Raw genomic sequence first — 26,750 nt, 5'->3', positions numbered from 1 at the left:
GCCCGCCGATGGAAGCACTTGCCCTCCCATGTGAGCACTGGTACAAAACTCCTTGAGCAAACCGCTTCACATCTGGGGTATCAGCAGAGAAGAGTGGAAATAACAACGAGATCCACACCCCTTATAACCCCCAGCGGCGCCGGGAGGTTATAAAGGCGTCCCACGTCATGCCCAGCGCTTTGCGGCGACGCTCGGCAATGAGCTTGAAAGCCTCTTTGAGTTCGGCGGGGCGGGGGGAAATGAGGCCACTGAAGGTCAGGCGAATGACTCCGGCCCGCAGGAGAAAGATGTTGTAGAATTGCAGATCTAGGGGAACCCTGGTAAGAGACATGCCGGGGTCTATATCAATGGTGAAGGTCCCTTCGGTGCAGATCAGATCGGAATCTTCGATGAAGCGGGTGAGAGCCTTGAGCCGCGAAGGACCCAATTCGCGCGTCTCTTGTTGAAAGTTGTTCTCAATGGTATCGTATCCCTGGGTGACGGAACCGCCGCTGACGGAGATACTGATAGTGTCGGGGTGATAGAGGGTGCGAAGTTGGGCGAGATTCTGTGCCTGTCGAGCGGTCCAGTAGCGACGGTGAAAGTGCTGCTCAGGTGTGGCTGGGGCTCCGAGATGGAGTGGAGTAGCGGGCTGACGTGGCGAAATCATGCCGCTGAAATGATTGCGTATGACGCCTGCCTGGAGCAAATAGATATCATAGGCCTGGCGGTTCTGGGTGAAGCGAGTAGACTGGGTGGCCTCGACACAGATAATATCATCCGAGAGTTCAACGAAGCTCTCAATGGCTATCGGTTTGATGGGACTGGTGACTGAGAGGGTCTGTTTGATGGTTGCCATGATGGCGGCTCGCCCCTGGATGATCTGTCCAGTCGTGAGGGAGATCAGGGTGGCGTCGGGATGATATAGAGTTTCCAGGGTGGCAAGATCCTGTGCTTCGATAGCGCTGCTCAGGCGATAATAGAACATCTCTCCCGCTGTTTGTTGCATTTTGTTATTCCTTTGCATCCATGTGTATCTCTGCTTTTAGGCTTTATTGTAGCATATGTTGTATCCTGACTGAAAAAGCGCTTGCGCCTCATGTCTGCGCGTTGACCCCAATGGAGAACCGCGCACCTGTTTACTACTAGCGGCGGCGACGAGGATAAAGACGGATCTGGCATGGGTCCAGTTGTTGCTTGACTGCGGCTGCAGCTCAGGTCAACGCGGAGAGATCAGGCCGCTAAAACGCTGTCCTACCTAGCCTGCATGCAGCACAACCACCTCATACGCCAGTGTGTCAAATTGCATACTCCCCATCGGACCAACTAGGGGTGTAGATCTCGTTGTTATTTCCACTCTTCTCTGCTGATACCCAGATGTGAAGCGGTTTGCTCAAGGAGTTTGGTACCAGTGCTCACATGGGAGGGCAAGTGCTTCCATCGGCGGGCAAAACCCGCTCACTTGGTACGGCATTTACCATCTATTGCTTCCTGCTTCCGCATGACACGATCAGGACGTTCATAGCACACTGCAAGCCCTCCAGAGGAGGGCTTGCAGTGTGCTAGATGAAGCACCTTTTGATGTTGATGCCAGCCGCGCTCCCAGAACATATTCTCCTCCTCAGCTCGACTTTGTACAAAATGACGAAGAAGGAAGGCATGGATTCCTCAATGAGATAAGATAGAGCTGCTCAAAGCCAATCTGATCTCAGGAGAAATGCATGCCCCTTCCAGAAACTATTTTAAACGTTGTGGCCGAAATGGGGCCACTCTTCACTGCTCCAACCTGGAGAAAACTGATGATCTTACTCACGGGAACGCTTCTCGCGCATGGCCGCCGAACCGTTTGTAGTGCCTTACGCTTTAGCGGGGAGCAGCACACGGAGAATTGGAGCTTGTATCATCAGGTGCTCAATCGAGCCCGTTGGTCGCCATTGGCAGCCAGCCGGTGTTTATTGCAGCTCATCCTTGAAACGTTTGTCCCGGCAGATGCTCCCATTGATATCGGTATTGACGAAACGCTGGAACGACGATGGGGAGCCCAGATCAGCAAGCGCGGGCACTATCGCGACAGCCACCTTTCCAGCAAAGAACGCTCCGTCAGTAGCCCTGGGTTGCGCTGGATGGTCATGGCCGTGGTCGTCACCCCCAACTTTTGCAAGCAGCCCTGGGCCTTGCCCTTCCTGGTGGTGCTGACTACCTCCCCCTCGGTGAGTGAAAGCCTGGGCAAACGGCACAAAACCATCGCCATGTGGGCGGCCCAGATGATCAGCCTGTTGCATCGTTGGCTTCCAGACCGCCAGTTTCGGGTGCTGGGCGATAGCGCCTACAATGTGCTGGAATTGGGAGTCCACGCCAGCAAACGCCAGGTGAGCACCATCACTTCTATGCGCTTGGATAGCGTCTTACGAGAGCTTCCCCCTCCCATCGAGCAGCGCCGCAAGGGGGGTAAGCCCCAGGTGGTGGGACCACGCCTTCCTTCTTTGGAGCAGGTGCTTGCTGATCCTGAGACGTACTGGCAAGAAGAGGAGCTCCTCTGGTACGGGCAAGGCAAGCGAAAGGTGCAGTGGTGCAGCGGGACGGCTCTGTGGTACCGCTTCGGCTCTCCTCCTTTGCCTATTCGCTGGGTCCTGACTCGTGATCCAGAGGGCAAGCGGGAATCGAAAGCTCTCATGTGTACTGATCCAAGCCTTGATGCCCTCCGGATCATCCGCACCTTCATGAAACGCTGGAGCCTGGAATGCACGTTTGAGGAGTCACGTGCCCATTTGGGCATCGAAACCCAGAGGCAATGGTCGGATCTCGCAATTGAGCGTAGCACGCCCTTGTTGTTAGCTACCTACAGCTTGGTGGCCCTCATTGGCCATCAGCTCGCTTGTCACAAGTCAATCCATATTGAGCAGACTGCTTGGTATCGCAAAACAGCTGCCACCTTTCATGATGTGCTGGCGGCGGTACGGCAGCTCATCTGGCACCAGCAGATTATTCCCACATCGGGGTCTGATCCTGATGTGGGATTGCTCCCTCGTTCCACGCTTGATCGTCTGCTTTTCGCTGCCTGTTTTTAGTTGGAAATGTACAAAGTCGAGCTCAGCTGTCTGGAACAATAGGTGAAGCCCACCTGCTTACTTCCGCCTCTTTCTCAAGCCAAAGAAGAGAAAAAGGCCTAGCCACAGTGGGGAGGAAATTCCTCCAATGATGATAGATGCCCCTATTTGCTCAACGAGTACTCCAAAGGACAGATGGTTCGAGATCAGAGCAGATCCTCCTTTGATGAATACCCATCCTAGGAGTATTCCAACGACCATGGCTAAGGTGGATGCATGTACGAGATGTTTCCATTGCTGCCACCAAATTTGGCTCTTGGGTGTTTGGATTTCAGTCTTTTGCTCATCGATAGATGTGTTGTTTCCCATGCGTGTCCTCATAGGCCATAGAGTGTGCTTTCGTGTAACCGTTCCTTGTCTCAGTCCTCAGCTCGTGTTCCGATGGTCTTTGGACTCGGATGGATCGTGACGATTCTCAAGTTCTCCGAACCCGCTCTGCTGAACTTGTGAGGCACATTGGCTGGGCCGATTACGACGTTTCCTGCCTCGACCTCTAACGTATTCTCACCCACCGTGAACGTGGCGCGACCCTCCAGAACGATAAAAATCTCGTCATATGGGTGGTAGTGTAGCTTGGGTTCTCCATCAGGCGGAAGCTGCATCCAGAAAAACGAAATGGGTATATCTCCATAGTTCTTTCCTTGAAACAAGTAGCCATTTTCAAGCTGCTCTTTGGGAAGAATGGTTGCCATAGGTTCTTTCTCCTTTGTTGAAAACACGCCTTTCCGGGGCGAATCACACTTCACTCTGGTTCAGCAGGTTGAAAACTGACGCGAAACCCCTCCAGACTGGCAAGCATGTTGGACATGAGATGGTATGTGTTTCCTTTTCTATTCCGTTTTTTTGAATCTCGTTGTGCAATCCGTGGGTCCCACAGAGCCGATGGAGGACACGGATTGCAGACGCATTCAGGGAGATTTACGCGTGAGCAGATCAAACTCCTGATCAAGTTGGGATTGAAGGGTACTACAAGAGGCAATATCCCCTGAATAAGACTCAACAAGCATCTCCCATTGTTTCTGTTTCAGCGCAAACCAGAGTGCCCCCGTGGTTGGGATGATATCGACCGAAAAACATGAACTGGCAGAAGGGCTTGCGGATGGGTGATGCTGTAGTTGTATGTGCAACTTTTCTTGCACACATACCTGCGAGGGAGTCTTTTGCGCATAGGAAGGGAAAAGCTCGTCTACGGAACATGTGAGTGCGTCTGCGAACACTGCACGCAGGTCGTGAGGCACCACACAGCTGCCCGTCACATAGAGAGAGAATGTGGTTAGACTCACGTCAAGCTCTTTTGCAAGCCGTGCTTTTTGGAAACCCAGATGACGAATACGTTGGTCAAGATGATTTGGGAACGTACCCGGCGGTGGGAGTTCGTTTCTTTGCCTCTGCAGTTCTTCCATGTTCATATCCCTTCTGCGACGGCGAGATCATGAGATCACTGCGGTGGAACTGCCTTTGGAGGGTGCTACAGACCATCACCATCCATTGATCGGAGTATAGCACACTGCCAACAGCTGTTCTATCTATGCTTTTGCACGGATTTCGCTCTATACAACCTTCATATTGAATAATGCTTTTCAAATCTCTCCTATGGTGAAAAAAGACGTAAAAAAGTGTGTAAAAAGTGTGAAAGAAACGTTAAAAAAAAATTCTGTTTGTCTGGAAATACACGTAAAATAGTCTCTGGCACTGCAAAAGGAATTTGCTCTTCTCGAACATGTTTCGCTAATGGGAAAGAACGTTACACGTCTCATTCTGTTGGAGGCTTCCATGCGTGGATCTATAGCTATTATCGACGATTCCCCGACGATCAGGAGGATCGCTGAAGTGTTCTTAGCACACGAAGGTTTTCTCGTCCAGAGTTTTCCAGATGGCGTGGAGGCGCTCCATCACTTATCACAACCACATACGCCTCTTCCTGATCTGGTGTTTCTGGATCTTAATATGCCGAAGTTAAATGGGTATCAAGTGGCGCTTCGCATCAAACACTCTGAGCGCTTGGCACATATTCCTGTGATTTTCCTCACGCGCTATGATGGCGTGATCGATCACCTTAAATGCCGCTTGGCAGGTGGGGAGGGCCACATTTCCAAACCATTTCTTCCCGCAACGATTTGTGAGTGTGCCTCCCAACTGCTCATATCGAGAAGCACACTGAGAGAGAGGGGCACACATGTTACATCCGTTCTCTCATAGCACGTTGTTTGTGCTGCTTGTGCGCGAGGGCAGCACCCAACAATTGTTTGAAGAACTTCAAGATCATATTCACATCGAGGCTTCCCAAGCAGCGCGGATTATCTATAGTGGTGTGAGCAAGCGCCGTCATGAAGGAGTTATCTGGCTCCTGGTGAAACAAGAAGCCACCACATTCCGGCAGCGTGTGAAGCGGATACTCGAACGCGATGAAGATGTCTTCGCCTATCAGGAAGTTCCGCTCTCTCATCTCTGGGAGGCCATCGAGAGGGTTCCCTGGAATCGGAAAAACCAGGATGAGAAGGAAGGACAAGAGACGCCATTAGAAGGCTCCTGATGCGACCTCTGATGCCACGAGAATAGGAAGCTTTTTGTGTGATGGTGATGATCAAGGATTCTGCATTCATGAGAATCGATATGCAGCTTGAGGAGGAGACAATACTATGGAGCCACATATCTACCAACTCCCAGTGCGCATCCTGCTTGAGACGATGCGTACATTGCAGGAAACCGCATCGCTTCAGGCGACCTTCTCGCTCATGCAGCAGGGACAGACGCTTGATGCGCTCATCCAACTCGTGCTTGAGAGGGGCGAAGTGCTCTCGTGTGACATTCGCTTGCTTCAGGGTGGGGTCTGTCTTGCTCAGGGAGATGCGGCATTCCATCTGCTGGCTCAGGCAGGAATCCTCGATTGGCAGGTCATGCCGCGCCAGCCGCTCTCATTGTTGACACCTGAGAATGCTCTAAGGCAGGAAAATAGCACGACAGAGAGAGAGGTTGTCTCGTCTACCGTTCCTAAACAGGCAGCAGATCTCCATGACCGTCGTGTCACGTTGTTGTCGCCCAAAGGTCGTCAGGTCTTTCTCTTGAGTAATGGAACGCGCAGTTGTGATGATATCGCTCGCTTGCTTTGCCTCTCAGGAGAAAGCATGCAACAGGTGATGCACACACTCTTGGAGCAGCAGTTAATTACCTGGCAAGTGTTATCAAGCTGAACGAGAAAGGAGGTGATGTGCTTTGCACCCCTTCAGGAGCTCTTTCATGTCAGTATTTTGTTTCTCAGAAAGGACGTTGTATGTCTCATTCACCGCATTCTTTGCCCCCTTCAGGCAAGGGAGGCACTGTCTCCACGGACACATGGTCCTATAACAGTTTTGGCGATCAAAACTTTTGGCGGGGAGGGATGCTCGCCTGGTGGTATCGGGTCAGTGCTCCCGCAGACGCGCCACCAGGAGCCACCTTCGCACAGCGTGATGTCGTGCGTCGTGCTCGTATTGCTAGTGCCGTTATGTTGTTTCTTGCCATCATTCTTGTGGCCGTTGCCGCTATCGGTTTCTTTGGACCAAACAAGCAGATCTTATACACAGCACTCATTGTATGGGTCGCTATCGGTATTGGTGTCGTGCTCAACCGAAGAAAACATGTCAATCTGGTTGGGCTTCTGCTGTGTCTTTCCATCAATACGGGGATGTATCTGAGCATCCTGCGTGCTCCTGGTGGATTGGGGCTCATGGACAAAGATATCCTCTATTTGCTCGTCTTTTCCGAGCTGTTCATCGGGGCTATCCTCCCTTCCCCATGGATCACAGTGCCACTCGTCATCAACCTGCTCTTTAGCACCTATGAACTCTTCTTTGCCCCACATGCTGCTGATCTGGCGGCAATGTCGTCAACAAGTCTCTTCACGATGCTTATTCGCGTCTTCCAGGTCCATCTCTTTATTGCGGGAGTGCTCTGGATTCTCAATTCTCACGCCCGCTCGAATACCCAGCGGGCAAATATGGCGGAAGAGACTGCACGATTGCATCATGATATGGCGACGCTGAGGGCGCAGCGTGATCAAGATGCTCAATCTTTGCAAGAGGCTCTTGCTGAAATTGAGGCCACGCTTACCCAGGCAGTCAGTGGAAAACTAAACGTTCGTGTTGCCAATCAGCAGGGAGGGAAGTTTTGGGCACTGGGAGGGATGCTCAATGGCCTCCTGACCCGCTACGAGAGAGCTGTGGTGGATGCGAGAGAGGTCCAAACTCTGCGGCTGACCGTCCATCAGCACAAAGCATCCCATCACATTACCCAACGTCTCACACAGGAGCAGGCGCTGCTCAAGGAGGCGGTGGCTCAGGCGCTCTATGAGCAACGCCCATTTGTCGTGCCGGAGCAACTGGTGCTCCTGGAACCCTTCTTCTCTCCCTTGCAAGGATATTGGCTCCTCCCCTCGACAACTGAGCCAGCGCGAGCTGGAGTCGCAGGCGCTCTCACGCCGACATATGTATCCGGGTTGCCTGATCCTGCCACCTTGCCAACTCAGGAGAACAAAGGAGGTGCGCACTCGTTGTCTGCTACCCCTCTCTCTTTGCAGCCACAACAGCAGTTTGTCGTTCCAGCTTCGTTTTCATCGCCCATGCCACCCTTCCATGCCACTCACAAGGAGATTCACGATGACCGACAATATCTCTAATACCCACCGTCTTCCTGATCACGACCCGTTGCTTCTCCAGGCAACGACGGAGCCTGAGGAATCACAGGAGCACCGGCTCCCGCACCCACCGCAAGAGATTGCTGATCCCAGGCAATGGGGGCGCTATACGAGGGTCGCATTTGCTCAGATCTCACCTCTCTATGAGAGCTTCGCACAACAGCTTGAGGAGGACCATGAGATGGAGGCACTGGTTGCGCTTGTCGATCCTGATCAACCCATCCTGGTCACGTTCTTTACGGCGGTCAATGTTCTGCTTTACGGTGAGCCAGGCGATCCGCTGGCGGCCTTTTACCCTTCATTCACCTCATCTCCATGCCCAGTTGGGGAGGCGTACCCATACTTTCGCGACTTTTGCCTTCGGCACCAGAAGGCATTCCAACAGATGCTGCCCACTATGCGCCTGCAAACCAACGAGCCGACGCGGTGTTCAAACCTCGTTCCAGCCTTCGAGTCTGTCTTTCGGTTGGGGCATCGTCGCCCCCTTGCCATGATTGAGATTGGCTGTAGCGCTGGCCTCAACCTCAGATGGGACCAGTATCGCTACTATTATCTGGATGGTGACGACCCCCAGGATGAACAACCACGAGTGCTGGCTTCCTTTGGCAACCCGCTTTCTCCAGCATTAATTCGTTGCACGCTCGCAGGGGATATGCGCCCCCCCTTGCCGTATGGCATCACCATGCCGCCAGTTGCTCAACGTGTCGGGATTGATCTGGCTCCTCTCGATATTGAGAAAGAAGAGGATCAACGTCTGTTGAGGGCCTGTATTTGGCCCGAAGAAATGGCGCGTCATCAGCTCTTGCGGGCGACGATCAGTATGGCCCGAAAGGAGCATCCTCTTTCGATTATCAAGGGCGATGCCTGTGAGATGCTCCCAACGGTGCTGGAAGCATTACCTCCGGGGGTCACGCCCTGCATCTATCACAGTTACGCTCTGGAGCAAGGGCCAGTGCAGGTGCGTGATCAGATCCTTGCGCTCATTGAGGAGGCGTCCGCGACACGTGATCTGTATCGTGTCTCTCTGGAGATAAACGCGGCGCAGTGGCAGTCTCCTCGCCTGGAACTCTTTGCCTACCATAGCGGGAAGCTCGCTCGCTATACGCATCTCGCAGACTGCTCGGTGCATGGAGAACACATGCGCTGGCTGACCACCTTCTAATAGCCACCTCGCGCAGGAGAGCACCTTCCCTCTCTGGAAGAGTGAGGGTGCCATCTGCGCCATTATAATGAGAAATGGAGTTTCTGGTATGTCTGATGCATCCTTGCCATCACCATCCTCTCATGCAGATCCTCAGGGGGAGAAGAGGGGCTCTCTGAGACACCGCTCTCAGCACAGGCACCAATCACCGATCCGCACACGGTTTCCGTCGCTCCTCTCACAGTGCGCTTTCGCATCGCCTTTACCCTGGCAAGTGCCGTTGGCGGCCTTTCGAGCGTGTGCATCAAGCAGCTCCTTTTGCCCATTCAAGTCAGTGCTCTTGATCCTGTGTCAACCAATACGACCTTCGCGCTGGTGGCTTCCATTGGAGCGTTTGCCGGGCTCATTGCCTCTCCCCTCTCTGGGGCGCTCTCCGACAGGACCACTCATCGAAGTGGACGCCGCCATCCTTGGATCAGTGGTGGCCTCCTGGTTGCGGTCTGTGGGTTGCTGCTCATGGCTCGCGCGACCAGTATTTCAGTGTTGCTCATCGGAGAGATTCTGGCGCAGATCGGAGTTGATATGGTGCTCTCCTGTGTGACGGCCATTCTGCCCGATCAGGTTCCCTCAGCGCGTCGTTCGCTGCTGTCCGCCCTCAATGGGATGGCTCCCATTGTTGGTGGCATGCTGGGGTTGCTGCTGGTGACCCTGTTCTCGCAGCCGGGCGATACCTCCCAGGGCTATCTGCTGCTGGCTGGAGCTTCTCTGGTCTGCACAATTCCCTTCTTATTCCTGGTCCGGGAGACGCCACTGGCCCGCGAGCATTGCCCACCCTTTCAGTGGCGCACGTTTCTTGGTGGGTTTGTGGCTCCCTTACGCGTCCGTGATTTTACCTGGACGGTGCTCTCGCGCTGCCTGGTCTTTCTCAGCTTTACCATTCTGGGAGCCTATCTGCTCTTCTCGCTTCGTGCCCGGCTTGGCTTCTCGCTGGCTGAAGCCAAAGCAGGAGTGACGCTCTTTCAAGTGCTGTCTACGGGATGTGTGCTCCTCTTCTCGATCATTGGTGGTTTGCTTGCGCACCTGGTCCAGCGCCTCAAGCCCTTTGTGCTTGGTGGGCAGTCATCATGGCAGGAGGTTTAGCTCTCCTGGCTGTGGTGCCTTCCTGGGAGGTAGCACTGAGTGCAGCGGTGATCTTTGGCTGTGGTTTCGGGCTCTATGTAGGGGTCGATATCGCCCTTGCCATTCGGGTCTTGCCCAAGAATGGGAGTAGTGGAAAGGATCTGGGTTTGCTTTATACCTCGATTTTCGTGCCGCTCATTCTCAGCCCCATCATTGGAGCCTCTGTTTTGAACGTATCAAGCAACAATTATGCGATGCTCTTTCTGGTCGCAGCGCTCTCAAGTGTGCTGGCGGCTGGACTGATTGTGCCCATCAAATCCGTTCGCTAGTCGTACATGCTCTCTGCTATGTGTTCCTTCTTGGAACATATGGCAGGGCGGAAGACCGTGTGTTTGGGTGGCTTTAAGAGAGGAGGCACGTCCGATGAGTGGGTGGCAACAAAAGAGGAATACAGACAAAGTGAATGGTTCTGCGTGCAAGGAGTTGGGAATCGAGCGAACACGGTTGCTCCTGCTTGGTTCCCATCATGAGGCATCTCTGCTCATCCCATTGCTGGTAGGAGGAGCGTTTGTTATCACCCATCGACAAGAGGTACCCTCTGCCATGGCTCTCTTCTTCTTGCAACCAGAGGTTGTGCTCTTTCGCTGTATCACTGCTGATGAGGTCCAGCACCTTCGTCAACTTGCACCTCATTTGCCTCTGGTTCTCTACGCAACCCAGGCAGACGAGGTACATCTTGCGCGCATGCTCGATGCTGGGGCTGATGATTATCTGCAACTCAGCACCTGCGGCAGAGACGAACTCCAGGCCCGGCTCCGCCGCCATGTGAAGCGCGCACGTGAATGCCAGGTGGAGCTTGACGAGCCACCCGGACAGGGAGAAGTCGTCTTCGCATTGGAGAGCCAGGACAGACAGATTCGTCTGATGCCACATGAACGGAGTGCCTTGGTTCGTGGGCACGCTGTGAGTCTGACGACCACGGAATGTGCTCTCCTCTACCTCTTGATGCGTGATGGAGGCACTGTGCTCACGGGACTGGCTCTGTTACATATGGTGTGGGGCGAGAGGTATCGAACCGAGCTCGATTACCTACGGGTCTATATGCGTCAGCTCCGCCTCAAGCTTGAAGCTGACCCCAACCACCCAGCCTATTTGGAAACCGTGCCCAGGGTGGGCTATCGATTTTGTCAATCATGTAGACGCCTTCCACGCACGCCTTAGAGGTGTCTATGGAAGGACGGATATGATGAAAGAGAATGGTTCGTATGAAATACCCACTGCTGCTTGAGAATGAGGCAGCACTCAAACCGCAACAACAAACACACGAGAAGGCTGATGAGGAGAGATCCTCTTCTCCCTTTTGCGCGTCTCATCCCTCATCGATCCCGCTTTCGTGCCTGCTTGAAGATCTGGCTCAGTTTGCAATGAAAATGGAAGATGTGCTCGATGACATAGATCGCGGGTGTGATGCTCTCAGCGGGTTGCAATGTTGGGAGCCAGTGATACGAAATGTCGTTCCAGAGCAGCATGCACTGTTGCAACGGGTGGCTCAGGCCAAGCAAGCCATCCCTCAACTCAGGGAAGTCGTAAGACAGCAGGTGTGTGGGCCATTGCGTCAGGATCTGCTGCTCGTAGCACACTACCTTGGCAATCCATCCTGGCGTCTCCTTGAGACACCACAAGATGAAACATCAGAAGAAAGGTGCAACCCCCGATGAAATGGCTGTTCTTTGTGCGTTGTGTCTATACATCCTGGTTGCACCTTTTCCAACGTATGATCTTGCGCCGCTGTCCCATTTGAGAATGGCATTGGTCTTGCCTGCCCATGACTTCAGCCTCCATGCTTCTCACAAACGGGCAGTGATACGATTGCAACCGTATCACTGCCTTCTTATGCCAACCTTCGGTGTGCATTTTTCCACTGACACACATGAGAAAGGCGTGGGAAACAAACGGGAATGGACGCAAGTGGATACGATGGCAAATTACCAACCGTTGGTAATTTCAATTATTTATAGAATAATTAAAGACATTATATGTTGTTTTACATGTATTGATGATCATCTGACCCATATTCATAGTGAGGAAGATGCTTCCTCATGTGAAATCTCTCCGAATAGGAAATGAAGGGCTGATTTGTGATGCATGGAGGTCATTGAGGAGCAAAACACCAAATCGCTCGGTCTGTGAAGTTGCGTTTCCCGCCTCCCCTTTCATATTGTCAATACTCGCCTTCATCTCTCATCGGCTTCACGAGCCAGCTCTCCCTTACACTGATCTCAGTGATTCCATTCTGCTCTTAATATCACACTTTACACCTTAGCAATTGCTTCTTGACATACTATATGCAAATACTTACTATAGATGGTATTATGAGCGAAACATCACATCTTAATGCATACACAGAGGTAACGCTTGATGCAAGATCGAATTGAAGAGCTCTTCGGCCATTATCGTTTGGCCTATTTCTTTGGACAGGGCGCTTTTTCGAATGTGTATCTGGGTCACCATCTCTATTTAAATCGACAGGTTGTCTATCATCTAGGTTCAGAAAGCAGTATTTTCACACCACGATCATGCCATCTCTTGAGAAAAGCAGGTACTAATACCGAACTCAGTCATCCCAACATTGTGCGTTTGCTTGATTTTGGTATCCAGAAGCATGTGCACCTTTTATTTCAGGCCATGAACTATGCTCCTTATGAACCCCTCTGCCAGCATATTCCGCAAGGAGTTGTTTTTTCATTGCAGGAGGTTATTTCCTGTATTAGAAACGAGTTGCATCTGTCCTGCATCATGTTCGTGAAAAACGTATTATTTACTTGTAGATATCATTTTCAACGTTATTAGTGCCTTTCTGATAGATCTACAAGAATCGATCGACTAGGTTCTGTAACAGATCATGTTAAGCAGCTTTACCCCGATACTCTCTCTGCAAAGAAGCAAAGCAAAGTAAAGGAGGGTTTATGGCAAATCAACGGCAGGTAAACATTCTGAAAAAAGGGTTTAATCATTGGAACTCCTGGAGGCGTGCGCGTCCTCAGCAACTGATAGATCTTAGAAATGTTGATTTGCATGCAGCCTATATACCTTCAATCCATCTCTATGATGCGAATCTTAACGAAGCCACGCTCAGTGAAGCCAATTGTAGCAACGCCGATTTTCGTTATGCAACTCTCTATGATGCCAATCTCTACAAAGGCAATTTCAGAGGCGCTGTGTTAACTGGTGCAAATATCACAGGGGCTGATCTAGGGTATACAAACTTTGCCTATGCAGATCTCAGCCGTGCCAACTTCTATGACGCCAATCTTGAGGGAGCGAATTTGACTGGAGCGAATCTGAATGGCGCGAGTTTTCTTCATGCTAATCTCACCAATGTCAATTTGGACAATGCCATACTTGGATGGACTATCTTCGGCGACCTCGATCTGCGAGTTCTCAATGGGTTAAAAACGCTTCAACATGAGGGCCCATCGCCGATAAGCATTAATACTATTTTTCAGTCACAAGGGAAATTGTCCGAAATCTTTCTACGCAACACGGGTGTTCCCGATATCTTTATCGAATATATCCATGCATTTACCAACCAGCCAATTAATTACTACACCTGTTTCATCAGTTATTCCAGCAAAGATGCGTTTTTTGTGCAACGTCTGCACGCTGATCTGCAGGCTCAGGGAGTCCGCTGTTGGTTCGCACCTCACGACATGAAAATTGGAGACAAGATCAGAGTACGTATTGATGAGTCTATTCGTCTTTATGACAAACTACTTCTGGTGCTCTCAAAACACTCAGTAGCCAGTGACTGGGTCGAACACGAAGTAGAGATGGCATTAGCCAAGGAACAAAGAGAAAAAAGAGCTGTTCTTTTTCCAATACGCCTTGACACAGCCATTTTCGAACAAGGTCATAGTGGTTGGCCAGCACTTATACAGCATCAACGCCACATAGGAAACTTTACCTGTTGGAAAGACTATGACCACTATCAGGTAACATTTGATCGGCTCCTGCATGATCTTCAAGTGTAAATTTAAGAACTTAAAAGAGAAATACGAGCGAAAACCCATTTACCTTTCAAGAGGCTATAAATCTTCAAAGATGTATTAGTGTCGTAATCGCAATTTTTTGTACTAGCAAAGAACCATTGAAGAATGGAGGCTTATGTGGCCAATCCAGAACACGTTGAGATACTCAAACAAGGAGTCACTGTATGGAATGCATGGCGTGAAGAGCATCCAGAGGCACGGCCACTTCTTAATGAGGAAGATCTCAGTGAACTTAATCTTAGCTTTGCCAACCTTCGCAGTGCTAACTTGAGCTTTGCAAATCTGACGAGCACAAGTCTCCGACGCGCCTGTTTAGAATCTGCCAATCTCTGGCATACTCGACTTCACCACGCAGATCTTAGCATCTCGGATCTCAGTGTTGCTCTTTTTCAAGACGCCAAGCTTCACCAGACGCGTTTTCATCATGCCCTTTTTTCTAGAACGATATTTGTTGATGTTGATCTAAGCACGGCCCAAGGACTCGAAACCGTTCGGCACATGGCTCCTTCTCACATTGGCATTGATACCATTTACCACTCACAGGGAAACATTTCGGAGCGCTTTCTTCGAGGAGCAGGTATTCCAGACCCTTTTATTACTCGTCACGCAATTGCACCAGAGGCGGCGCAAAGTGCGATCCTCTCAGGCGTTGCAGCGCGTGTGTGCCTTGTTAGCAGATGCTGCTCCCATGGAATCAAGGGAGGCTCTCTCTCGTCATGAGCATCACACAAAGGAAACGGACCAGCAGTTGTCTCGAAGGCAGATCGAGAAGACATCAGAGCAATACCAAAGTGAGGAACAAGAGCGCTAAAGCCCACTGCAAGTCAGGGAGATGTCCCTCGCACACGCAGTCCATGAGATGGCCCAGGTGATGATGCACACGTATGGTTTCACGGTCCCTGCATCGCTCAAGGCTCAGATGATCCAGATTCTCACAACTCATCGGGTGCGGCAAGTTTTTTTGCGCTCAGATACACAACCAATTTGTGCTGGTCATTTTCTATAATCGCCTTTGACACTGCCTGCTACTTCTCCACACAGGGAAGCTACAGGTGGGGAATAACTCAAGGGTCTAGAAGCCACACGCTCGATCCCGCAATGTTCCTCAAAGCGACCTGCAAGGGCAATCTGCAGCTCTGAGCGCGAAGCCCTGATCGGTTACAGTACATTCACAAACATCTCTTATCTAAGAGGCCACAAGCCTTGAGGGGATCATAGACGCGAAGGTTATCACCTTCCAGGCACAACAAGCCATCCACCCCTACCAACCGAAGGGAGAGGGGCAGTGACATCATTGCCTCTTGTGGTTGAAGCTCGCAGGTGGTTCGACGAAGTCCGCCTGGCGGACTTCGTCGAAACTCTCATGCGGCTTGCCGCCATCGCTTCCGGCACCCAATATGTGCCGGGAATCAACACAAAAATCAGCTACTACAAGGAATGGCTGGAGGAGCTTGGCTTCGAGGTCATGCTGTATGACGTTCCCGAGTACGGGAACAACCTTGCAGCTACACTGAAGGGCAGTGGTGACGAGGACGACGTGTCCCTCGCCTTGATCGGGCACGTCGATACCGTGTACAGCCGAGAGCAGCTCACGCAGAACCCGCCCCATATCGAGGAGGAGCGTCTCTATGGGTTGGGAACCTCGGATATGCATGGGGGGAACTTGCTCATGCTTGAGGCTCTGCGCTTTCTGCACGCTCAGAACTTCACAGGTTTCAGGAAGATCCTTGTCATTCTCAACAACGACGAGGAACAGACATCGCCGCACTCCCGCCCGTGGTACCGACAACTCCTGAGAGAGCACAGCATCGATGTCGGGTTCGAGTTCGAGTCGCAAGACAAGAGACTCGGCGACGGCATCCATGTCACCGTTGCGCGACGCGGCGTACAGGTCTACAAGTTCGAGGTTCGAGGAAAGGCAGGGCACTCTGGAATTGGAGGCGGGATCTCCGCGATCGATGCGCTTGCATCGAAGTACATGCGTCTCCTGGAACTGGTAGCGCAGCATTCCGGCATGAGCTGCAACGCCACCAGCCTGAGCGGCGGAGTTGGCATCCAGATCACCACTATCCCCGAAAAGGCAGAGGTAACAATGGCCTTCCGAGCCATGACGCCGAAAGAGTTCATCCTGATCTCCCGCTTCATGGAGACAATCAGGACGAACAGAGGAGGCCTGGAGGAGGGTGTTGAAGCAACGTACAAGCTCATCGCCTTTACTCCGCCGCCCTATACCCCCACCGAAGGGATCAACCGTCTGGCCAGGATGGCGCAGGAGGTAGCCGAGAGGCTTGATCTTCCCTTCGGCACTGAGTGGAAGGGGGGGACGTCGGACGCGAACGCGTTCGCCGAGTTTGAGGTACCTGTGCTTGCGAGCATGGGCCCGCTCGGTGATGGAGACCACAATGGCGCTGAGGAGCACATGCTTCTCGGCAAGCCGCTGGTCGACAAGTTCGTCTTTGTGGCGAGCTTTATCGGCTACGTGTGCTCGATGTGGAAGATGGGAGACTGATCATCTGCCATCCACTGCTCTCCCTTCGCGCTGATCAGACCTGAGCACTACCAGCGCTCGGGTCATGCCCTCGGCTCACAAGGCCTAAGAGGAGGTGGAAGGAGCCGTTCGGGAGCCACAAGCTCCCGAACGGCTCCTCTTTTTGTCAGATTTGCATACTATGTGGTACTGGTACATACCGCGTCGCCTAACGAACCGACAGAACTGTGCAATCTGGCCGATAAAGGGGAACAGCGCTTTCCAATGTTAGAAAAGGAGATGAAAAATTTTCTCCTTTCCATGATCTCCTTCATACCTCTCAATTTCAGCAAATCATACCATCGCGACCGCTCATAGCAGGAGGAGACATACCTCGATGGGCTTTGAGTCTAGAGAAAAGGTGGCACAAAGCGTTGGTACATCTACGCGCAAAATTTCTTGTCGCACCCGTAACACTCTGCTTGGACAGAGCATGAGTCCCGGGGCCTTACAAGCCCTGGTCCAACGCTGTGCAACCCATCTCATTCCTGTTGAGGAGCGCATCAAAGAGGCCTTAAAGGCTGCAGAGGTGCTCCATCAAGATGAAACCGGCTGCTACGTGATGGGGCAGTGCCACTGGGTGCATGTGAGTGCCACCGCTCGCCTGACGCATTATGCTTGCCATCCCAAACGAGGTGGTGAAGCCCTCGATGCCATCGGTATCTTGCCCACCTTCCAAGACATCAGCGTGCGCGATGGCTGGAAAAGCTATCAACGCTACGACTGTGCGCACGCTCTGTGCAATGTGCATCACCTGCGAGAGCTCACCTTCATGGCTGAGCAACACCACCAGATGTAGGCAAAAGAGCTCAAGGATCTGCTGCTCCATATGAAAAGAGAGGTGGACCTCGCTACGGCCTCTGGAGACTGCTGTCTGGATCCTCCTATCTTTGAGGAGTTGGTCACTCGTTATGGGCACCTGCTTCACCAAGGCTATGAGGCCAATCCACCAGAGTCTGCTCCAACCAAGAAGAAACAAGGCAAAGCCAAGCAGTCAACAGGAAGCGGTCTTGCGCTTTTTGTCCAACTTAGACGTGCCATTTGATAACTCGCAGGCTGAGCGCGATATTCGCATGTTCAAGGTGCAACAAAAGATTTCAGGCTGCGGAAGCAGCCTGCTTGGGGTGCAAGCCTTTTGTCGGATCCGTGGCTACCTTTCCACGCTGCGTAAACAAGGGATGAATGTCCTCACAGCGCTTGAACTCGCTTGCGCTGGTCATCCCGTACTCCCTTCTTTCTAGGCCTCCTGAATGGTTACAATAATGCGATCGTTATCTCGTTTTCAAGAACAAGTCCATCAGCGCTGGTATTTGTCATTTGACTTAATTATTGGATCTGACACAATTGGCGCATTTCCTGTCGCTGTTCACGAACAATAAAGTTGCGGATTGAAGGCTGTATGAACCCCACCTTCTTGTTTCCTGCCGAAACCTTTGAACGGATGTCACTGTCCACGTTTGAGAGATACTCTTGTGTTGGTTCTCTCATTATCCTTGCTGGGGGAGAGGCTCTACGAGGAACATGAACCCGTCTGAGCAGGGTGTTCATGAATTATTTCTGCAAACCAACCCAGCCCTCTTCACTGTACTAGATAGCTGGGAAAGGCTCATGCGGCTCGTTGCTCCTCCCATTGCACTACATCGAATATTTTCTCTAAATAGTGCATATCCTTGTCTTTTTTCTTTAAACACATTATACTTACAATAGTAAGTGTACTATAGATAATACAAGGTATGCATGATTTCTCATGTTCTAGGGCAGTGACACGCAGCCTGCCTGAGAAAGAGAGGTGCTTTCCTTCCAACCCTCGATCTACCTTTCGCCGGACACTCAATGCCTGATCATCGGCCTTCGTAAAACGTGCATCTGTATGCAACGTCTTGAAGCAATCGACTCCCCATCCTCAAAGGGAGCGGGAGCAGCCATCGCTAAAAGGAGCCGTGTGGACATGTCGCAAGAAGAGATGAAGAAGCTCACAGCAATGGAAATGATGGTGCAAGAAACGACAGGCGTCTTAGGGAGGCATTCCGAGGTATCGGATGCCATCAGGAGCATGGGAATAGCAGACCCACTATCGTCCCACCTGCCGTTCCAGGCTACACCTTACCCTGTTGGCCCACGACCCACCCCTGTCGGCGTGGGCGATTTCAATAACGATGGCAAACTGGATATCGTCACTGCTAACTATGGTGGCAACACGGTCACGATCTTATTGAACAATGGGGATGGCACCTTCACAGCCGCTCCGGGCTCCCCCCCTGGTGTTGGACAAGGTCCCTACGCGTTAGCCGTGGGCGATTTCAATAACGATGGCAACCTGGATATTGTCACTGCCAACTATGACGACAACACGGTCACGGTCTTGCTTGGCAATGGAGATGGTACCTTCGCGGCTGCTCCGGGCAGCCCCCCTAGTGTTGGCACCAATCCCACCTCTGTCGCCGTGGGTGATTTCAATAACGATGGCAACCTGGATATTGTCACTGTCAACTACGGTGACTACTCTAACGGTGCTGATGGCACGATCACGGTCTTGCTTGGCAATGGGGACGGTACCTTCACGGCCGCTCCGGGCAGCCCCATTAGTTTTAACTTTGCTGGTCTCCCTTGGGGCATCGGCGTGGGCGATTTCAATAACGATGGCAACCTGGATATCGTCACTACCATCCCTGCCAGCACCATATACGGCAATCAGGGTGTGGCCGTGGTCTTGTTAGGCAATGGGAACGGCACCTTCCAATCCCCACAGGCCTGGGGGGCAGAGGACATCTATTGCTACAATGTCGCCGTGGGCGATTTCAATAACGATGGGAAATGGGATATCGTCACTACCAACTATTACAGCAACAATATCGCAGTCTGGCTGAACAATGGGGACAACACCTTCCAAAGCGCACGGTTCTATGACGTTGGACAGGAGCCTATCGGTGTTGCCGTGGGCGATTTCAATAACGATGGCAACCTGGATATCGTCACTGCCAACTCCGCCGACGGCACGGTCACGGTCTTGTTAGGCAATGGGGACGGTACCTTCGCGACCCCTATAGAGAGCCCCTATAGTGTTGGACAGGGTCCCTGGAGTGTCGCGGTGGGCGATTTCCTTAACAATAGGGAGCCGGGTATCGTAGCTACCAACAACGGCGACAATACGGTCACGGTCTTACTACAGTTACCCGTTGTGCAGGTGAACACCATCCATGCCACAGTGAATGTCCCCTTCAATGGAGCCGTGGCCATCATCAGGGGAGCCAGAAGCGCCAACGATACGACGGCAACCATCAACTGGGGGGATGGTACTCCCAATACCTCAGGGACGGTGAGTGCCAATTCTGATGGTACGTTGACGGTGAGTGGGAGCCATACCTACACCACCCCAGGGACCTACACGTTGTATGTCATAGCGGAAGAGGGACCCAACGTGACTTCCGGTTACGGTCAGGCGATGGTGCAATCGGCAACGGGCGTACAAGTTGTGCAGGTGAATACTATTCATGCCTCAGCACACGTGCCCTTTCACGGGACTGTGGCCACGATTAACGGAGCCTTCAGCGCCAACGATACAACCGTGACCATCAACTGGGGGGATGGCTCTGCCGCAACCCCTGGAACGGTGGTGCCCAATCATGACGGCACGTTGAGGGTAAGTGGGAGCCATACCTACAGCCGGGGCGGCACCTTCCCCCTGACTGTCAGCGTAAGGGAAGGCACACGTACTGCCACTGGGAGTGGTCAGGCAATTGTCAAGGCGACTCACCTGCATGCTCGGGCCTTCGGGGGCAGCATCTCACGCCGCCGCAAGCTCCCTTTGGCGATGTCTCGATTCCCTCGACAGGAGGCACACATACAGTGACGGTGCCTTCGGTGCGACTATCCAGGCAAGGTCTGCGTGTGACAGCCATCACCGATAAGGTCTCTGGTGCGCTGACGACAACGCTCCCCCATGTCGATGCCTCCTCCGCGATTGGTGGGCTACATGGTTTGGGCATTGTCGCCTCGGGCATCACGGCTACAGCTCATGGCGACCTGTCTTGGCCCAGTGGGGAACACAAACTGCGGGGGACAACAACTTTCGCTACATTGTCTATCGGCAGCACAACCTTCCCGGCTCACTTTGGTCCGCAAGCCAATATGGTGATCCCGATGGCTGATGGTTCGGGCACAGTCACGCTCAATGAGCAGACGATAACACAGGATGCCAACCGGATCTTGATCGTGGTGAACGCGCTGCATCTCCGGATCACCACAGGGCCTCAAGCGGGCACGGACATCGTGGTCGGGCATGCGGAAGCGGGTATCACACTTTCCTAATCCGTAGCGGCTGCTCTCTGAGGAAACTCCTCTAAGGAAGGGAGAGACTTCCTCAGAGAGAAGCACGCTTCATGGCTGTTCAAAGAGCCGACGAAACGCTTCCAGACAGGGACGATCGACGCTCGCTAGGAATCGACTCAAGGTGGCACAATGAACGGTGGCGTACTGGAGCCCATGCGCTAGTGGGCACGTGCTTTTGCCCTGCTCGCACAAAAGACAGACAAGCAACACATGTGAGCGTCTCAAGACGGATGGCTGGGAGGTTGCGTCGTGGAGAATGGATTGGAGTCTGTCTGTGCTTGCTCTTCTGCATGGTGTCTCTGACTGTCTCAATTCTCCAGTTCCCATTTGTGGACTGGCAAGCGTCGTTTGTAAGGTGTGCCACCTGCGGCGAGAGAAGGGAGTGCAGAGGGCTGACACCACCCTTCTCTCTTGTGCTTTGACAGAGTACGAGTGACCCGGTCATGACCACCTACTCACCATGTGCCGGCTCTTCTTAGCGCATGCCGCCATACATGCCGCCATAGGAGTACGGACGGGAAGATCCACCATAGGAGTATGGACGGGAAGATCCACCATAGGAGTATGGACGGGAAGATCCACCATAGGAGTATGGACGGGAAGATCCACCATAGGAGTACGGACGGGAAGATCCACCATAGGAGTATGGACGGGAAGATCCACCATAGGAGTATGGACGGGAAGATCCACCATAGGAGTACGGACGGGAAGATCCACCATAGGAGTACGATCGAGGATATGCCTCTTGGTATCGTTTGGCTGCTTCTGCTGCGTACCGTTCGCGTTCAATTGGTTCTAATGATGGCGTGATGAGATGTGTAGGCACGTCACCATCTAGCTGAGCCATTGCAACTTTCGTTGGCATGTTGGTCTTGACACTGGCAGCTGATGCCGAATGGGCCGTCCCAAGGAGCAGCAAGAGAGCGAGCGAACTGCTGAAGACAGTCAGGTAAACAAGCTTCGCACGAACTGAAAATTCCATCAAATTCCTCTCTTTGGATGAGAAGTCCTAAAGGGTATTTAGCACATCTCATCTGATGCAAACGAGCATTTTTATCCTAAATGATGCGAGCGCTACAATCTCCGTTCAAGGTCTCTTTGTTTTTATAAAACTGAAGACAAACACAAGAAATATTGGGCGAGTATAACAAAAACGGAAGTCTTGTTGCTGCCTTGCTGAATGGTTGCATCATTGTGCAAGGGGAGCATGCTGGAGTTCCACACACCAGCGGGCAAGCGCACCTTCGAGTTTGCACTGCTCGCACAAAAGACAGGCGAGCAACACATGTGCGAGTCTCAAGACGGATGGTCGAGAGATTGTGTCGTGAAGAAGGGATTGGAGCCTGTCTGTGTTTGCTCTTCTGCATGGTGTCTCTGACTGTCTCAATTCTCTAGTTCCCACTTGTGGACTGGCAAGCGTCGTTTGTAAGGTGTGCCACCTGCGGCGAGAGAAGGGCGTGCAGAGGGCTGACACCACCCTTCTCTCTTGTGCTTTTACAGAATACGAGTGACCCGGTCATGACCACCTACTCACCATGCACTGGTTCCTCTTAGCGCATGGATCCGTGGGAGTATCCTCCATAGGAGTACGGTCGATAGGACGACCCATAGGAGTATGGTCGGTATGACGATCCATAGGAGTATGGTCGGTATGACGACCCATAGGAGTACGGTCGATACGATGATCCATAGGAGTATGGTCGATACGATGATCCATAGGAGTATGGTCGGTAGGACGACCCATAAGCGCGCTGTTGAGCAGGTGCCGCCTTTTCTTCGACTGCCCTTTTTGCGATTTCCTCTTCTTCGAGCCGTTGGCGTTCATAGTATTCTGGCAGTTGAGTTCTCGGTATGACGCCTGAAGCGCCTGGACCATCTGGCAGAGGTATTGCAGCTTTCGTTGGCACGTTGGTCTTGACACTGGCTGCTGATGCCGAATGGGTTGTCCCAAGGAGCAGCAAGAGGGCGAGCGAACTGCCCAAGACGGTCAGGCACACAAGCTTCGCACGAACTGAAAATTCCATCAAATTCCTCTCTTTGGATGAGAAGTCCTAAAGAGTGTTTAGCACATCTCATCTAATGTAAATTTTTATTTACATCTTCAATTGGGAAAACGCTACAAATTCTTTTCCAGGTCTCTTTGTTTTTATAAAACTGAAGACAAACACAAGAAATAGTGTGAAAGGAAAGCATTCGCCACCAGTCTTTCGCGACCTGCTGCTATGGTACATCCTCTAGAGTCTGTTCAAGCGACACATGAGCTCACGTTCCGCCTTATTGAGTGTTTCAAGCTGCTCATTCGCAAGATGCGGGAGAGTACACTGAGATTTTTCTCCACAGCGTTTGGGTTCTGCCTGAAAGATGGTGCAAGAGATATTTTCATTGTTGGCTCTGCCCCTGCCTGAGCAAAAAGCGATCGGCATCTCGACAACAGATACCCATTTCTGAGCTTTTGCCTCTTTCTATAGTAGAAACCGGGGAACGGTATTGTAGTAGCTTTCGTAGAGATTTTTGATGCTGAAGTGTAGAGAAGAAACGGAGTGACCATTTCCATGAGAAAGATTGCCTGTTTTATTGTCGCAAGTATAGTCCCGGCGTTACTCCTTTGGGCAAGTATCACTACTCCTGCGTCTGCCTCGACCTCATATTCAAACACACGTGCAGGGCGCACGGTCGCGGTGCCTAGAGGTCCAGGATTGTTTGGTGAATATGGCCGTAGCGTCTCTAGCAGAAGCAGGTTCATGCGCAGTGGCGATTTCTATCGTGGTGGCGACTTCTATCGCGGTGGCGGTTTCATTCGTGGTGGCGGCTTCATTCGTGGGTTCAGGTTCTATCGTAGTGGTGGCTTCTACCAGGGTGGCAGCGTCTACCAGGGTGGCAGCGTCTACCAGGGTGGTGGAGTCTCTAGCAGTGGCGTCTACCAAGGTGGTGGAGTCTCTAGCAGTGGCGTCTACCAAGGTGGTGGAGTCTCTAGCAGTGGCGCCTACCAAGGTGGCGGAGTCTCTAGTGGTGGCGGAGTCTCTAGTGGTGGCGGAGTCTCTAGCGGTGGTGTCTACCAGGGTGGTGGCGGGAGCAGTTTCTACCAAGGCGGCAGTTTCTATCGTGGTGGCGGCTTCATTCGTGGGTTCAGGTTCATGCGCAGTGGCGATTTCGATCGTGGTGGTGGCTTCATTCGTGGAAGCAGATTCGATCGTGGTGGTGGCTTCATTCGTGGGAGCAGATTCGATCGTGGTGGTGGCTTCATTCGTGGCCGTAGCGAGTTCCGTGGCATGACACGGTAGCTTTGGCTCTGGTGCTAGGTTTAACTCTACCAATACTGATACAGCGCCGACACCGATAGCCCTCTCCAAGGCGCGCCTGAGGACTAACCAACTATTATCATTACGAGTGCCATATTATGGCACTCTCTTCTTGGCAATTCTATGTGTGATCGCGAAGGGGATTCACAGTGATTTCCATCACCATCAAGCCTTCGTTTATGGTCGTATGCGAGATGAACTCATTGACCACCTCCCGTTCTCCGAAACTGACCCAAACATGGACAGTCCACATTTCGTGTTCGGTTCCTGCTTCAACCCTCGAGGGGGTACAACGCAGATTGCAAGCGTTTCGCTCGTCTTACACCTGCTCCACAGGCGTCACTTCCCGCAGAACTTGCGGTACGCTCTGTTCATTGTGCCAAGGCCGCGAGATTGTTGGCGGCATTGGCATCTCGGTCTTGCACGCTTCCACATTCCAGACAGACAAAGACCCGATCCGAAAGGGTGAGCGCCTCATTGATCCAGCCACAACACGAACAGGTTTTTGAGGAGGGCTCCCAGCGCGAGGCCAGCAGCACCTGTACCCCTGCCTGTTCGGCTTTGTACAGGATTTGCCGCTTGAACTCGTACATACCCACATCGGCAATGGCTCGGGCCAACCTGCGGTTCTTGAGCATGCCCGCAACATTCAAATCTTCTAGAACGATCACACGCGGCCGCTCGGCATCGGGCGCGGGTTCTCGCCACGATCTGAGCCGTCGCGCGCGTGCAAGGCATCTTTGCGCACATTGGCGATCCGTGCATGCATTCGCGAGAGGCGCTGCGCGGGCTTTCTGGCGATTGCGTGATCCTTTGACCTTGCGACTATGGTGTCGCGACGTGCGCTTTAACGCCGTGATCTTCTTGCGTAGCGCCTTGAGATTCTCGAAGGTACGTCCATCTGAGAGGGTTGCCAGTCGTTTGATTCCCAGATCCACTCCAATGACGTCACCTGTGGCTGGCTGGGGTGCTTTCGCTTCCTCGTGCACACAGATGGAGACAAACCATCTGCCTGCTTGCTCATGGATGGTGGCACTGCTGATCTTGCCATTGAGAGGGAAATAGCCGTGCTCTTTGAGTCGGAGCCTTCCCAACCGAGGCAACTGGATGGCATCAGGAAACACCCGAATGCTCCCGGTGAAGCGAGCGCCACCGATGGCTTTCTTCCGGCTTTTGTAGCGGGGATAGCCACACGAGCCTTTCCAGGTGCCCTCTTTTTTGAGCCGGCACTTGCGAAAGAAGTGCTTGAAGGCGGCATCCAGGTCACGCAATCCCTCTTGGAAGGCGCACTTGCTGACCTCGCGCATCCAAGGCTCAGAGGGTTTGAGGGCATTGATCTCGCGATGCAGATCGATGGCGGTGGGCGTTTTCTGCCCGGCTTTGTAGGTCTCTTGTTTGCGACGAAGACCATAATTGTACGCCCAGCGAGCGGCTCCAGCATGTTTGCGGCAGAGCGTCTTTTGCGCGTTATTGAGGTCAAGTTCTCCCCGATACCCACGGACCATCGGTTGTGCTTCTCCCTCTGTGTCGAAAGTAGAACAAATATACCAGAAAATCACGGCGCTGGCAAGGGGGCACATGTACCTATTTGTCACTTTCTGTCTCAAGAAATGAAAACGAATTATAGCCCTACATGTTAAAGCTGGAAAACACTACCCATCACGATGATTGCCATCTCACCTCATCTCACGTGTCAGAACTGCTCAGAGGGGCACACATCTTAAAAAGCATCTGAGTGTGTATCCACAACTGTACCAGTTGCGGTATGGTGCTCAACAGGGATCACCATGCTGCTATCCTCAACATTTCACAAGCGCAAATGTGGGATCGCCGACGGGCGTGAGCCTATGATGACGGAGGTCTCATCGTACCCAAATGAGACCAAAGCAATGTTCGATACAAAGGGAAGGTGGTACGATAGCAGAAAAGGAAAGTATGCATAATGCAGAGGGCCGAGCTGGGAAGCTATCGGAAGCTGGAAAGCAGTGTGCATGAAAATTGCAAGCACTGGTTCGGAGGGTGGAGAGTGGAAACGTTCCGGAAACGGCAACTCGCCAGCCCTCTACCCTACAACTGATGCACCACTGCGTGTATGAAACGCTTCTGGACAGGAGGGTCGCTACAGTATCTTAGCTATGCGATCCTGCAAGCCACTTGGATGAAGAAAGTATCCGTTATCCGAAACTTCCCCAAAGAGGGACAAGCCCTATCTGGCGTTCGGTTCCTGCTTCAACGAACAACGTGCCTGGATAGACCAGGTCTTACAGGATCTCCACAGGCGTACATTCCGGTGTAACTCACCGTACAAGGAGTAATTCTCGCAGAAACGAGATGCGAATGCAAGAGCAGCAGATGTTAACAGAAAGAACTATTTGTCCACTCTTCAAGAAACTTGTTTTAACCCTCGTGCTTGACGGAAGGGGAAAGTATCAATCTTATGCATGGGGTATCTGACTGTCTCAATTCTCCATTCTCCAGTTTCCACTCATGGACAATCAAACATTGTTTACATGGTGTAAGGTCTGAGG

27 protein-coding genes are annotated in these 26,750 nt (G+C 52.3%); 19 read left to right on the top strand and 8 right to left on the bottom strand.

Going from position 1 to position 26,750, the window contains the following annotated elements; genetic code table 11:
* Positions 1 to 121: 121 nt before the first annotated feature.
* The gene (locus tag K3T82_RS32955) at positions 122 to 988 is read right to left on the bottom strand and encodes a nuclear transport factor 2 family protein (protein ID WP_220197772.1); all 867 of its coding nucleotides are present in this window, start codon (positions 986 to 988) and stop codon (positions 122 to 124) included.
* 712 nt (positions 989 to 1,700) lie between these two features.
* On the opposite strand from K3T82_RS32955, the gene K3T82_RS32950 reads away from it, so the two are divergent.
* Entirely contained in the window at positions 1,701 to 3,047 is a 1,347-nt protein-coding gene (locus tag K3T82_RS32950) for an IS701 family transposase (protein ID WP_236031708.1), read from the top strand.
* Between the two features lie 398 nt (positions 3,048 to 3,445).
* Here the strand turns inward: K3T82_RS32950 and K3T82_RS32945 are convergent, their stop codons facing one another.
* The gene (locus tag K3T82_RS32945) at positions 3,446 to 3,778 is read right to left on the bottom strand and encodes a cupin domain-containing protein (RefSeq protein WP_220197771.1); all 333 of its coding nucleotides are present in this window, start codon (positions 3,776 to 3,778) and stop codon (positions 3,446 to 3,448) included.
* A 216-nt stretch (positions 3,779 to 3,994) separates the two neighbouring features.
* Positions 3,995 to 4,489: a hypothetical protein gene (locus tag K3T82_RS32940; protein ID WP_220197770.1), complete on the bottom strand. Its 495-nt coding sequence runs from the start codon at positions 4,487 to 4,489 to the stop codon at positions 3,995 to 3,997.
* A 370-nt stretch (positions 4,490 to 4,859) separates the two neighbouring features.
* Between K3T82_RS32940 and K3T82_RS32935 the strand changes: the two genes are divergently transcribed.
* The 5 genes from K3T82_RS32935 (at position 4,860) to K3T82_RS32915 (ending at position 8,920) form a co-directional block, all read left to right on the top strand.
* A complete protein-coding gene (locus K3T82_RS32935; protein ID WP_220197769.1) occupies positions 4,860 to 5,285 on the top strand; it encodes a response regulator in 426 nt (141 codons plus the stop codon).
* On the top strand, positions 5,263 to 5,619 hold the full coding sequence (locus K3T82_RS32930; protein WP_220197768.1) for a hypothetical protein: 357 nt from the start codon (positions 5,263 to 5,265) through the stop codon (positions 5,617 to 5,619). Before K3T82_RS32935 ends, K3T82_RS32930 begins: the two co-directional genes overlap by 23 nt.
* A gap of 106 nt (positions 5,620 to 5,725) precedes the next feature.
* Positions 5,726 to 6,277: a hypothetical protein gene (locus tag K3T82_RS32925; protein WP_220197767.1), complete on the top strand. Its 552-nt coding sequence runs from the start codon at positions 5,726 to 5,728 to the stop codon at positions 6,275 to 6,277.
* Positions 6,278 to 6,357: 80 nt separating this feature from the next.
* Positions 6,358 to 7,740 (top strand): hypothetical protein, encoded by a 1,383-nt coding sequence (locus K3T82_RS32920; protein ID WP_220197766.1) that lies wholly within the window; start codon positions 6,358 to 6,360, stop codon positions 7,738 to 7,740.
* Positions 7,721 to 8,920 carry a DUF2332 domain-containing protein gene (locus K3T82_RS32915; RefSeq protein ID WP_220197765.1) on the top strand — a complete coding sequence of 400 codons (1,200 nt, stop codon included), beginning with the start codon at positions 7,721 to 7,723 and terminating at the stop codon, positions 8,918 to 8,920. The genes K3T82_RS32920 and K3T82_RS32915 overlap by 20 nt, the downstream gene beginning before the upstream one ends.
* 62 nt (positions 8,921 to 8,982) lie before the next feature.
* Here K3T82_RS32915 and K3T82_RS32910 read toward each other — a convergent pair whose 3' ends face one another.
* Complete coding sequence (locus tag K3T82_RS32910) at positions 8,983 to 9,204, bottom strand: hypothetical protein (protein ID WP_220197764.1); 222 nt, start codon at positions 9,202 to 9,204, stop codon at positions 8,983 to 8,985.
* A gap of 13 nt (positions 9,205 to 9,217) precedes the next feature.
* On the opposite strand from K3T82_RS32910, the gene K3T82_RS32905 reads away from it, so the two are divergent.
* From K3T82_RS32905 to K3T82_RS32860, 10 genes are all read left to right on the top strand, one after another.
* Positions 9,218 to 10,039 (top strand): MFS transporter, encoded by an 822-nt coding sequence (locus K3T82_RS32905; RefSeq protein WP_220197763.1) that lies wholly within the window; start codon positions 9,218 to 9,220, stop codon positions 10,037 to 10,039.
* Complete coding sequence (locus K3T82_RS32900; protein WP_220197762.1) at positions 10,024 to 10,347, top strand: MFS transporter; 324 nt, start codon at positions 10,024 to 10,026, stop codon at positions 10,345 to 10,347. The genes K3T82_RS32905 and K3T82_RS32900 overlap by 16 nt, the downstream gene beginning before the upstream one ends.
* Positions 10,348 to 10,441: 94 nt before the next feature.
* Complete coding sequence (locus tag K3T82_RS32895) at positions 10,442 to 11,239, top strand: winged helix-turn-helix domain-containing protein (RefSeq protein WP_220197761.1); 798 nt, start codon at positions 10,442 to 10,444, stop codon at positions 11,237 to 11,239.
* Positions 11,240 to 11,283: 44 nt separating this feature from the next.
* Complete coding sequence (locus K3T82_RS32890; protein ID WP_220197760.1) at positions 11,284 to 11,736, top strand: hypothetical protein; 453 nt, start codon at positions 11,284 to 11,286, stop codon at positions 11,734 to 11,736.
* 700 nt (positions 11,737 to 12,436) lie between these two features.
* Positions 12,437 to 12,868, top strand: coding sequence for a serine/threonine-protein kinase (locus K3T82_RS32885; RefSeq protein WP_220197759.1), 432 nt, complete (start codon positions 12,437 to 12,439; stop codon positions 12,866 to 12,868).
* Positions 12,869 to 12,984: 116 nt separating this feature from the next.
* A complete protein-coding gene (locus K3T82_RS32880; RefSeq protein ID WP_220197758.1) occupies positions 12,985 to 14,049 on the top strand; it encodes a toll/interleukin-1 receptor domain-containing protein in 1,065 nt (354 codons plus the stop codon).
* A 135-nt stretch (positions 14,050 to 14,184) separates the two neighbouring features.
* Positions 14,185 to 14,787 carry a pentapeptide repeat-containing protein gene (locus K3T82_RS32875; protein ID WP_220197757.1) on the top strand — a complete coding sequence of 201 codons (603 nt, stop codon included), beginning with the start codon at positions 14,185 to 14,187 and terminating at the stop codon, positions 14,785 to 14,787.
* A 565-nt stretch (positions 14,788 to 15,352) separates the two neighbouring features.
* Complete coding sequence (locus K3T82_RS32870; protein ID WP_220197756.1) at positions 15,353 to 16,576, top strand: M20/M25/M40 family metallo-hydrolase; 1,224 nt, start codon at positions 15,353 to 15,355, stop codon at positions 16,574 to 16,576.
* A 355-nt stretch (positions 16,577 to 16,931) separates the two neighbouring features.
* Positions 16,932 to 17,393 carry an IS66 family transposase gene (locus K3T82_RS32865; protein ID WP_220197755.1) on the top strand — a complete coding sequence of 154 codons (462 nt, stop codon included), beginning with the start codon at positions 16,932 to 16,934 and terminating at the stop codon, positions 17,391 to 17,393.
* A gap of 30 nt (positions 17,394 to 17,423) precedes the next feature.
* Positions 17,424 to 17,639, top strand: coding sequence for a hypothetical protein (locus K3T82_RS32860; protein WP_220197754.1), 216 nt, complete (start codon positions 17,424 to 17,426; stop codon positions 17,637 to 17,639).
* A 52-nt stretch (positions 17,640 to 17,691) separates the two neighbouring features.
* On the opposite strand, the gene K3T82_RS49305 is transcribed toward K3T82_RS32860, so the two are convergent.
* Complete coding sequence (locus K3T82_RS49305) at positions 17,692 to 17,814, bottom strand: hypothetical protein (RefSeq protein ID WP_268886702.1); 123 nt, start codon at positions 17,812 to 17,814, stop codon at positions 17,692 to 17,694.
* Positions 17,815 to 18,542: 728 nt separating this feature from the next.
* Here K3T82_RS49305 and K3T82_RS32850 point away from each other — a divergent pair.
* Together K3T82_RS32850 and K3T82_RS32845 are read left to right on the top strand one after the other, a co-directional pair.
* On the top strand, positions 18,543 to 20,444 hold the full coding sequence (locus tag K3T82_RS32850; RefSeq protein WP_220197752.1) for an FG-GAP repeat domain-containing protein: 1,902 nt from the start codon (positions 18,543 to 18,545) through the stop codon (positions 20,442 to 20,444).
* Positions 20,441 to 20,902 carry a choice-of-anchor P family protein gene (locus K3T82_RS32845; protein ID WP_220197751.1) on the top strand — a complete coding sequence of 154 codons (462 nt, stop codon included), beginning with the start codon at positions 20,441 to 20,443 and terminating at the stop codon, positions 20,900 to 20,902. Before K3T82_RS32850 ends, K3T82_RS32845 begins: the two co-directional genes overlap by 4 nt.
* 496 nt (positions 20,903 to 21,398) lie before the next feature.
* Here K3T82_RS32845 and K3T82_RS32840 read toward each other — a convergent pair whose 3' ends face one another.
* Together K3T82_RS32840 and K3T82_RS32835 are read right to left on the bottom strand one after the other, a co-directional pair.
* A complete protein-coding gene (locus K3T82_RS32840; RefSeq protein WP_220197750.1) occupies positions 21,399 to 21,905 on the bottom strand; it encodes a hypothetical protein in 507 nt (168 codons plus the stop codon).
* Between the two features lie 568 nt (positions 21,906 to 22,473).
* The gene (locus tag K3T82_RS32835; RefSeq protein ID WP_220197749.1) at positions 22,474 to 22,947 is read right to left on the bottom strand and encodes a hypothetical protein; all 474 of its coding nucleotides are present in this window, start codon (positions 22,945 to 22,947) and stop codon (positions 22,474 to 22,476) included.
* 717 nt (positions 22,948 to 23,664) lie between these two features.
* On the opposite strand from K3T82_RS32835, the gene K3T82_RS32830 reads away from it, so the two are divergent.
* Positions 23,665 to 24,204: a hypothetical protein gene (locus tag K3T82_RS32830; RefSeq protein ID WP_220197748.1), complete on the top strand. Its 540-nt coding sequence runs from the start codon at positions 23,665 to 23,667 to the stop codon at positions 24,202 to 24,204.
* A gap of 389 nt (positions 24,205 to 24,593) precedes the next feature.
* Here the strand turns inward: K3T82_RS32830 and K3T82_RS32825 are convergent, their stop codons facing one another.
* Positions 24,594 to 25,727 carry an RNA-guided endonuclease InsQ/TnpB family protein gene (locus K3T82_RS32825; RefSeq protein ID WP_220197747.1) on the bottom strand — a complete coding sequence of 378 codons (1,134 nt, stop codon included), beginning with the start codon at positions 25,725 to 25,727 and terminating at the stop codon, positions 24,594 to 24,596.
* Between the last annotated feature and the right edge of the window lie 1,023 nt (positions 25,728 to 26,750).

Source organism: Ktedonospora formicarum, from assembly GCF_016587355.1.
Taxonomy (GTDB): Bacteria; Chloroflexota; Ktedonobacteria; order Ktedonobacterales; family Ktedonobacteraceae; genus Ktedonobacter; species Ktedonobacter formicarum.
Note: the sequence above shows the minus strand (reverse complement) of the source record. Positions and strands in the feature narration are given on the sequence as shown.